This window comes from Nioella sp. MMSF_3534 (assembly GCF_030732985.1).
In the GTDB taxonomy this organism is placed as follows: Bacteria; Pseudomonadota; Alphaproteobacteria; order Rhodobacterales; family Rhodobacteraceae; genus Nioella.
Genome location: NZ_JASHJX010000086.1, coordinates 1 through 7,304, shown reverse-complemented (window position 1 = coordinate 7,304; position 7,304 = coordinate 1). Strand labels below are relative to the sequence as shown.

General features: G+C 66.0%; 11 protein-coding genes. All 11 read right to left on the bottom strand.

All coding sequences use genetic code 11. The annotated features are described in order from the left end of the window. Positions 1-180: gene transfer agent family protein (locus RBB16_RS20255; protein WP_306047843.1), on the bottom strand; the 180-nt coding region annotated here is incomplete at its 3' end. Between the two features lie 2 nt (positions 181-182). Next, positions 183-599 carry a phage major tail protein, TP901-1 family gene (locus tag RBB16_RS20250; protein ID WP_071691863.1) on the bottom strand — a complete coding sequence of 139 codons (417 nt, stop codon included), beginning with the start codon at positions 597-599 and terminating at the stop codon, positions 183-185. A gap of 50 nt (positions 600-649) precedes the next feature. After that, the gene (locus tag RBB16_RS20245) at positions 650-1,060 is read right to left on the bottom strand and encodes a DUF3168 domain-containing protein (protein WP_306047842.1); all 411 of its coding nucleotides are present in this window, start codon (positions 1,058-1,060) and stop codon (positions 650-652) included. Continuing rightward, the gene (locus RBB16_RS20240; RefSeq protein WP_306047841.1) at positions 1,057-1,386 is read right to left on the bottom strand and encodes a head-tail adaptor protein; all 330 of its coding nucleotides are present in this window, start codon (positions 1,384-1,386) and stop codon (positions 1,057-1,059) included. The genes RBB16_RS20245 and RBB16_RS20240 overlap by 4 nt, the downstream gene beginning before the upstream one ends. Further along, positions 1,383-1,967 (bottom strand): hypothetical protein, encoded by a 585-nt coding sequence (locus RBB16_RS20235; protein ID WP_306047840.1) that lies wholly within the window; start codon positions 1,965-1,967, stop codon positions 1,383-1,385. The genes RBB16_RS20240 and RBB16_RS20235 overlap by 4 nt, the downstream gene beginning before the upstream one ends. 155 nt (positions 1,968-2,122) lie before the next feature. Next, entirely contained in the window at positions 2,123-3,325 is a 1,203-nt protein-coding gene (locus RBB16_RS20230) for a phage major capsid protein (protein WP_306047839.1), read from the bottom strand. A gap of 35 nt (positions 3,326-3,360) precedes the next feature. Further along, positions 3,361-3,924 carry an HK97 family phage prohead protease gene (locus RBB16_RS20225; protein WP_306047838.1) on the bottom strand — a complete coding sequence of 188 codons (564 nt, stop codon included), beginning with the start codon at positions 3,922-3,924 and terminating at the stop codon, positions 3,361-3,363. Between the two features lie 9 nt (positions 3,925-3,933). Beyond that, a complete protein-coding gene (locus RBB16_RS20220; RefSeq protein ID WP_306047837.1) occupies positions 3,934-4,182 on the bottom strand; it encodes a hypothetical protein in 249 nt (82 codons plus the stop codon). After that, a complete protein-coding gene (locus RBB16_RS20215; protein WP_306047836.1) occupies positions 4,179-5,351 on the bottom strand; it encodes a phage portal protein in 1,173 nt (390 codons plus the stop codon). The genes RBB16_RS20220 and RBB16_RS20215 overlap by 4 nt, the downstream gene beginning before the upstream one ends. 95 nt (positions 5,352-5,446) lie before the next feature. Further along, positions 5,447-6,805: a DNA-packaging protein gene (locus RBB16_RS20210; protein ID WP_306047835.1), complete on the bottom strand. Its 1,359-nt coding sequence runs from the start codon at positions 6,803-6,805 to the stop codon at positions 5,447-5,449. Further along, entirely contained in the window at positions 6,720-7,067 is a 348-nt protein-coding gene (locus RBB16_RS20205; protein WP_306047834.1) for a hypothetical protein, read from the bottom strand. Before RBB16_RS20205 ends, RBB16_RS20210 begins: the two co-directional genes overlap by 86 nt. Positions 7,068-7,304: the final 237 nt, after the last annotated feature.

Below are 7,304 nucleotides of genomic sequence, written 5' to 3'. Positions count from 1 at the left end.
GACCAGCGCCAGCACATCGCGCGCGCTGAAACCGCCGGCCTCAAACCGTTCGACCAGCGCCGGAAGGCTGTCGGCCTGCAACCAACCCTCCAGCTCCGCCAAGGCACCGAGCGTCAGCTTCAACACATGGGCTTCGCCATCCAGCACCAGCGCCACCTCGCCCGCATAGGGGTTCGCCATGATCAGAGCGCGGCGGTAAAGGTCAGCGCACCGGCTGAGGCGAGCGAGACCTCATAGGTTGCCTCGCCATCATGGGTGCCCGCATATTCAATCGAGGTGATCTGGAACGGCCCCTCCACGGTGCCGAAATCGGGAATGATCACCTGAAAATCGGGCACTTCCCCGTCGAAGAAGATCTGCCGGGCGCGTTCATCCGTGGTCTCGTCGCGGAAGATGCCCGAGCCGCTGATCGCCGCCGTTTTCACGCCCGCGCCGCCCAGCAACTCCCGCCAGCCGCCGGTCGATTCCAGGCTTGTCACATCCACCGTCTCCGCATTGAAGCTCAGCCGCGAGGCCCTGAGCCCCGCCATGGTCTGGAACGACCCGTTGCCATCCAGATCGACCTTCAGCAGAAGGTCCTTGCCGTTTTGCGCTGCCATGTCATTCTCCAGTTAAATCAGAATATTGCACGTCAAAGCTGAAGCGGTATTCAGCTGTCATCCTCGTCCAGGCGAGCCCTGAACCACATCTCGATCCGCCGATCCGCCCCGCTGCGCCCGGCCTGTGCGCGGTGGAATTGCACCCGTCCCGCACGCCCGCGCGCCAGGCTCAGCCCGCCGTTCAGAAGGGCGTCCGACACGGCAGAGGCCGCCTGTTTCGCCTGGTGATACCCGGCGGCGCTGCTGGTCACGGTCACGCTGAAATCATGCAGCGCGCCGCCGAAACTGCCGTCAGACCGGTCGCGCACCTTTTCAGGCCCGATGGTCACGTAAAGCGGCGGCAGCGGCCCCTGGGGCAATGCGTCGAACACGTTGCTTCCGACGATCCCCGCAAGGGTCGCATCGCCGCTCAGCCGCCCATAAACCGCCGTTTGCAGCGCCGCCGTCATGCCATAGCTCATGTCCCCTCCTCCTCGGTGGCGAAGCAGATCAGAAAGCGCCCGTCCGGGGCGCTCTCGGTGACTGCGTCGATGGTGAAGATCCGCGCCCCGTCCCGGAACCGCTGCGTAGGTTTGGGGCGCGATGGTGCGCCTTGCGGGGCCGAACGGAGAGTGATCTTGTAGCCCACCCGCGACAGCCCCGCCGCGTCGCGCCCCGTGCGCGGCAGCACCTCGGCCCAGACCGTGCCAAGCGGCGACCAGCTTTCGGTAAAGCCCCCCGCCCCGTCAGCGACCCGAACCGGCCCTTCCAACAGCAAACGGCGCGTCAGTTTCGGATGCCCGTTCATCCGCTCAGCCCCCGCATGCGGACCGACCGATAGGGCTCGATCAGGACCGCCACGCCGCAGGCCATGCCTGCCTCTCCGGTGCCCTGCGCCTCGTAAAGCTCCGCTGCCTGCAACAGCACCGCCTGGCGCAGATCGGCGGGAATTCCGTGCCAATCCAGCCCGTAGCCTGCCGTAAATTCGATCTCGATCGACCCGCCTGAAGACGGGTTCGGCAGGCTGCTTGCGGCCTCGATGGCCGGGCGGTGACTGTCAGCCCGCAAGGAATAGCTGCCCGGATCCAGCACCGTTTCGGCCCCCGCCCGCGACACCAGCTTGACCGTGTCGACCGACGCGACCGGGGCCACCGGCAGCACCTGCGCCGTGACCGATTGCCAGTGGCTCAGATGCCAGCTGAACCCGCGCCGGAACAGAGCCTTGCCGATCCGCGCCTCGATCGCGGCCAGCGCCGCCCGCAGACAGCTTTCCAGCTGCGCGTCCTGGCTGCCATCATCGGCAAAGCCGGAGGACAGGCGCAGGTGATCGGTCAGCTCGGTTATCGGCAGAAGGGCACTGGACACCGAAGACATTTCGACCATCATCATGTTGTTTTTTCTCCGCAAAGGACTGCCTCTTAAGGGGTGGCATGGCCGGGCCCCGCACCGCTCGGGCGGAGGACAAAAGGGCTGGAGGCCGCAAGGGCCCGCCCATGCCGCCCGCCCCGAGGAACCGGGACGGGTTTCGTGCCTCTGACGAGGGATCAGGCGATGCCGAATTTCAGCAGTTTGATCGCGGCAAAGTCGCTGACGTCACCGCCGACGCGCTTGGTGGCATAGAACAGGACATGCGGCTTGGCGCTGAACGGGTCACGCAGCACGCGCAGGTCGGGGCGTTCGGCAATGGTGTAGCCCGCGCCGAAATCGCCGAAGGCAATCGCCATGGCGTCGGTCGCGATATCGGGCATATCCTCGGCAATCAGCACCGGATAGCCCATCAGCCGCGCGGGTTCTCCGGCGGCCAGACCGTCCGACCACAGGAAGCGGCCATCGGCATCCTTCATCTTGCGCACCGCCCCGGCGGTTTTGGAGTTCATCACGAAGGACGCGTTGGCGCGGTAGCGCGCGCCCAACGCATAGACCAGATCGACAATCGCATCCGCCGGGTTTACGGCGGCGAAATCGCCCGCCGTGCCGGTGATGACATAGCCCAGGTTGCCCCAGCTCCAGCTCGCGTCATCAACCGTCGTATGGGTCAGGAAGCCTGTGGGCTTGTCCACCCCGTCGCCGCTGACGAAGGCCATCGCCTCGGCGCGGGCGAACTTGTCGGCGATGCGGCCCGCCAGCCAGCCCTCGATATCGAAGGCGGTGTCATCGAGCAGCCGCTGAGACGCCTTGGGCAGCGCCGAAAGCTCATGCAGCGGGATCGAAATGCGCTCGATCTGCGGGGTGTCGGTTTCCGTGGTCGCGGCGGTTTCCGTGGCCCAACCGGCCCCCACATCGGTATGGTCGACCAGCACGTCGAACGAGGTCGCCTCGACATTCACCACATTGGCGACCGCCCGCAGCGACGACGCGCCCCGCAGCACACCCTGGATCATCTCGGCGGTCTGCGGATCGACCAGATAGCCGCCCTCAGCGTTCACAGCGGTGTTGAGCGCCTTGCCCTCCAGCTCCAGCCCGCGCAACCCGTCATCATCGCCGGTGCGCAGGTAGGCCCCGATGGCCTTCTTGTGGGGGGCACCGTCTTCGGTGGTGGCGGAAAGCGCGGGGCGCAGATGGGTCATGGTCTTGGTGTTCAGCATGGAAATACGCTCTTCCTGTTTTTGAAGCTTCGTGGTCATGTCGTCCTGGAACTGACTGAATTCTTTCAGAAACCCTGCCAGCGCTGATTTCACTTCGGTGGTGGCATCCGGTGCATTGTGCACAGCGGAGCCGCCCGAAGACTTGGTCTCGGTCTCGGTCATCACATCGTCCTGATTGTTGAGAGAAATGCGGGGCCTTAACGCGCCGCCAGTTTGCGGCGGGCGTCCTGGAACACCGTCGCCAGTTCATGCAGGAAGTCGCCCTTGGCCTCGTCGGCCTTGTGGGCACCCACCCGCGCCTGCGGCAGCATCGGGAAGGTCACCAGCGACACTTCCCAAAGCTCCACCTCGTTCAGAAGCCGCTGGCCCCTGTCATCCTTGGTCGCGCGCAGCGTGCGGTAGCCGATGGACAGCCCGTCAATCGCGCCCGCCCCGATCAGCGCCGCCGCCTCGCGCCCCTTTTCCACCGCGTCGAGGATCCGGCCCTTGACCCACAGGCCCTTGCCGTCCTCGCGCAGCTCGTCCCAAACGCCAATGGGCTGCGCCGGATCGTGCTGCCACAGCATCTTGACCCGTCGGCCCTGCGCCGACAGCCCTTTCAGACTGCGCGCATAGGCCCCTTTCTGCACCACGTCGCCACCTTGGTCACAGGCCCCGAACAGGCTCGCATAGCCCTCGATCACATGGCCGTCGCTCACCGTCAGCGCCTCGTCGAAGCGGCAGAACTTGGTCTCCAAACCGCTTGAGGAAAGTTCATACATTCCAATCTCCTATCCACCATAGCTCATCTGAATGATCTCGTTGATCGCCTGCGCCAGCACCACGCTGACCACGCCAAAGACGGCCAACCAAAGCCGCCGTTCGACCCGCTCCAGCGCCGTCTCGATTGCGTTCAGCCGGTATTCCAGCGCCTGCCAGCGTTCCTCGGCCACGCGTTCATTGGCCTCGATCCGGGCATTGGCCGCGTCGAAGGGGGCATAGAGAAAGCGCGACCCGCCCGCCGTCCCCCTGTCGCTCATTCATCCTCCGCCAGCCGCGGCAGCCCCAGCATGGCGCGCTTCTCGGCAGGCGTCAGAAACTCCGCCTCAGCCACCCTACGCCACTGTGCGTCGCGTTCCGTGGCCAACGCCGGCACCTGGTCGAGATCGGGCCGCAGCTCCACCACCTCGCCGGAATAACCGGCCAGCCAATGGGCCAGCGACGCCAGCACCTTGTTGGCCAGCGGCAGCACCGTCAGCCGATAGAACGCCCGGTTGGCTTCAGCATAGTTGGCATAGGTCGCGTCGCCGGGAATCCCCAGCATCATCGGCGGCACCCCGAAGGCCAGCGCAATATCCCGCGCGGCGGCGTCCTTGGTCTTCTGGAACTCCATATCCGAGGGGCTGAACCCCATCGGCTTCCAATCGAGGCCACCCTCCAGCAGCATCGGCCGCCCGGCATTCCTTGCGCCCTGATGGTGGCTCTCCATCTCCGCCTGCAAGCGTTCGAACTGCTCGGCGGTCATCGTCCCGGCCCCATCGGCCCCGCGATAGACAATCGCCCCCGACGGTCGCGCCGCATTGTCCAGCAGCGCCTTCGACCAGCGCGAGGCACTGTTATGCACGTCCAGCGCATTCGCCGCCGCCTGCATCGGCGACAACCCATAGTGATCGTCCTGCGGATGGAACAGCCGCACATGGCAAATGGGGCTCGCCCCCTGCACATGGAACCGGTGTTTCCTGGTCCCCACGGCATACTCATAGGCCACCGGCCAGCCATCGGCCCCCGGCACAAGGCTCATCCGGTCGGACCGCAGCACATGCAGCTCACCCGGCATGCCCCCATCAGGGCTCACCGCCTCGACATAGCCATTGCCCGACAACAAAAGCTGCGCAAACAGCGCCTCCAGGAACTCGCCCCGCCCCTGCGCCCCGTTGGGCCGTGCCAGCAGCGACAGCAGCGGATGCACATCATAGCGGCGCTCCACATCCTGGCAGATCACCGGCAATGCCGCAGCCGCCTCGGCGATCAGCTTGACCGACCGGAACCCCACCGGGTTGCCGGTAAAGCCCGTTTTCATCAGCGACACCGTATCGCGCGGGCTCCAGGCCACGCGCCCCGCGCCCGCCCAAGCCACCACCCGCCCCGTGGCCGAGGCCTTGGCCTCCGGCACCTCCGGCTGCGATCTCCGCAAGAAATCCAACACCATCCGCTTGTCTCCTTGGTCCATGTCAAAAGAGCGCCCCCGCGAAGCCCGCGAAAACGCTCCCAAAAGGGCGGATGAACGCCCCTTGCGTCACACATTCAGATCTGCCGGATGCCCGGCTTGGCCAGCACATTTCGCGCGGGCAGGATCATCCCGTCCGTTAGGGCCCAAACCAGCGCGTCCACCCGGTCGGGGCTGCCCCGGCCTTCGTAGCCGGTGATCGTCATGCGGCACATCTGGTCTTCCAGCACCGCCAACCCCGGCAAATGCGCCACCCGCCCCTGTTCGTAAAGCGCCGCCACAGGCTCCGCCCGCGCGATCTTGCCACGCGACGCATGGACCGAGTGTACATTGATCATTGGGTCCACCATCCGAACCGCATCCAGCACCAGGTCGCCGCCCTGATTGACCTCCGCGACCATCCGGTCGGCCCCATGCCGGTGATAGGCCGCCGCCGCCGCCTCCGCCCAGCCAGAGGCCGAAACGCCCTGCACGGAACAATCCTCGATGACGACGCCATGCCAATCCCGTGGCGGCCCGACCTGCACCACGCCAACCACCACGATCCCGCAGGCGTCCGAGCCTGAATGCCCCGTCACCGGCGGATCGACCGCCACCGTGATCCGCGCGCCGTCGGGCACCGCATCCGCCCGCGCGCCATCCAGCATCGCTTGCGTCCACAGCGCGCCCTCGGCCTCCTCGATCAGCTCGCCATCCAGCTCCTGCCGGCCAAGCCGCGTGTCGCCATAGCGCGCCCGCACCTCCTCCAGAAACGAGTCCGCCAGGAACGCCCGGTTCGCCTCGGTGGGCGCGTGGGTCACACCCGTGCTGTCCCGCGCCAGCAAATCCTTCAGCACCCCGACATTGCGGGGCGTCGTCGTCACGCAGACCTGCGGATGGTCCCCAAGACGAAGCCCGAATTGCAGCATGTCCCATGTCTCCTCCGCGCGGGGCCATTTCGCCAACTCATCAGCCCAGGCCGCGTCAAACTGCGGGCCCCGCAAAGCCTCCGGGTCATGCGCCGAATAGAGCCGCGCCTCCGCCCCGTTCGGCCAGATTAGCATCCGCTCCCCCGCCACCCAGCGCGGCCGCCGGTCCGGAGGGGAGCAGGCCAAAAGCCCGCTCTCCCCCTTCACCATCACCGCCAGGGCCTGGTCATAGGTCTCGCCCACCAGCGCCACGCGCCGGGCGCGACCGGGGGCCAGCGGCGTTGCCCCCTCGACCATGGACCGCACCCATTCGGACCCGGCCCGCGTCTTGCCCGCGCCGCGCCCGCCCAGCACCACCCAGGCCCGCCAATCCCCCTCGGGCGGCAACTGGTGCGGCAATGCCCAGAACTCGAAGAGCCAGGGCAGCGCCGCCAGAGCGTTGTCACTCAGCCCCGTCAGGAACCGCTCCACCGCCTCCTGCGGCACGCAGGCAAGCGAGGCGGAGCCCGATCTCAGCCCGGGCCGCATCGAGGTCGAGCTGCCCTGCCCCGATCTCTCCCATCCGCTGTCCTGTCGCATCGCGTGCCTTTCCTTCCAGACCCATCGCAAAGATGAGTGCGTTGTTCATCTCCCGGACATGCTTGGACACCTCCGAAGCGTCGACCGGTTCCTCGGCCTTCAGACGCTTCAGCGTCCCTCTCAGAACCTGACGCGCCGTGGCAAATGCCTCCAGCGCGCCGTCCAGCATCTCCTGAAACGGCGTTTGATCTTCGTTCAATTGATCAGTCATAGAAAATCCCCGTGCTTTCAAAAATGAACCCGCACGAGCAGAAATGAAAAAGCGACCTCCGAGGTCACCCCCGGGGCCGCTTGCCCAGTTCTTCCAGCATGTCACAAGGTGTACACGGGACCGTTCGGTAAGTCAATAACTTTATTACTTTCAAAGGGTTAACACGCGGCCCTCACGGCAACAAACAATTAACCCCCTTTCATCTTGGCAAAAATACCTCGGGGGGTCCGGGGGGCA

Bases quoted from the DNA above. Each gene is read 5' to 3' on its own strand.
- RBB16_RS20250 (WP_071691863.1), bottom strand. From the start codon at position 599: ATGGCAGCGCAAAACGGCAAGGACCTTCTGCTGAAGGTCGATCTGGAT.
- RBB16_RS20245 (WP_306047842.1), bottom strand. From the start codon at position 1,060: ATGAGCTATGGCATGACGGCGGCGCTGCAAACGGCGGTTTATGGGCGG.
- RBB16_RS20240 (WP_306047841.1), bottom strand. From the start codon at position 1,386: ATGAACGGGCATCCGAAACTGACGCGCCGTTTGCTGTTGGAAGGGCCG.
- RBB16_RS20235 (WP_306047840.1), bottom strand. From the start codon at position 1,967: ATGATGATGGTCGAAATGTCTTCGGTGTCCAGTGCCCTTCTGCCGATA.
- RBB16_RS20230 (WP_306047839.1), bottom strand. From the start codon at position 3,325: ATGACCGAGACCGAGACCAAGTCTTCGGGCGGCTCCGCTGTGCACAAT.
- RBB16_RS20225 (WP_306047838.1), bottom strand. From the start codon at position 3,924: ATGTATGAACTTTCCTCAAGCGGTTTGGAGACCAAGTTCTGCCGCTTC.
- RBB16_RS20220 (WP_306047837.1), bottom strand. From the start codon at position 4,182: ATGAGCGACAGGGGGACGGCGGGCGGGTCGCGCTTTCTCTATGCCCCC.
- RBB16_RS20215 (WP_306047836.1), bottom strand. From the start codon at position 5,351: ATGGTGTTGGATTTCTTGCGGAGATCGCAGCCGGAGGTGCCGGAGGCC.
- RBB16_RS20210 (WP_306047835.1), bottom strand. From the start codon at position 6,805: ATGCGGCCCGGGCTGAGATCGGGCTCCGCCTCGCTTGCCTGCGTGCCG.
- RBB16_RS20205 (WP_306047834.1), bottom strand. From the start codon at position 7,067: ATGACTGATCAATTGAACGAAGATCAAACGCCGTTTCAGGAGATGCTG.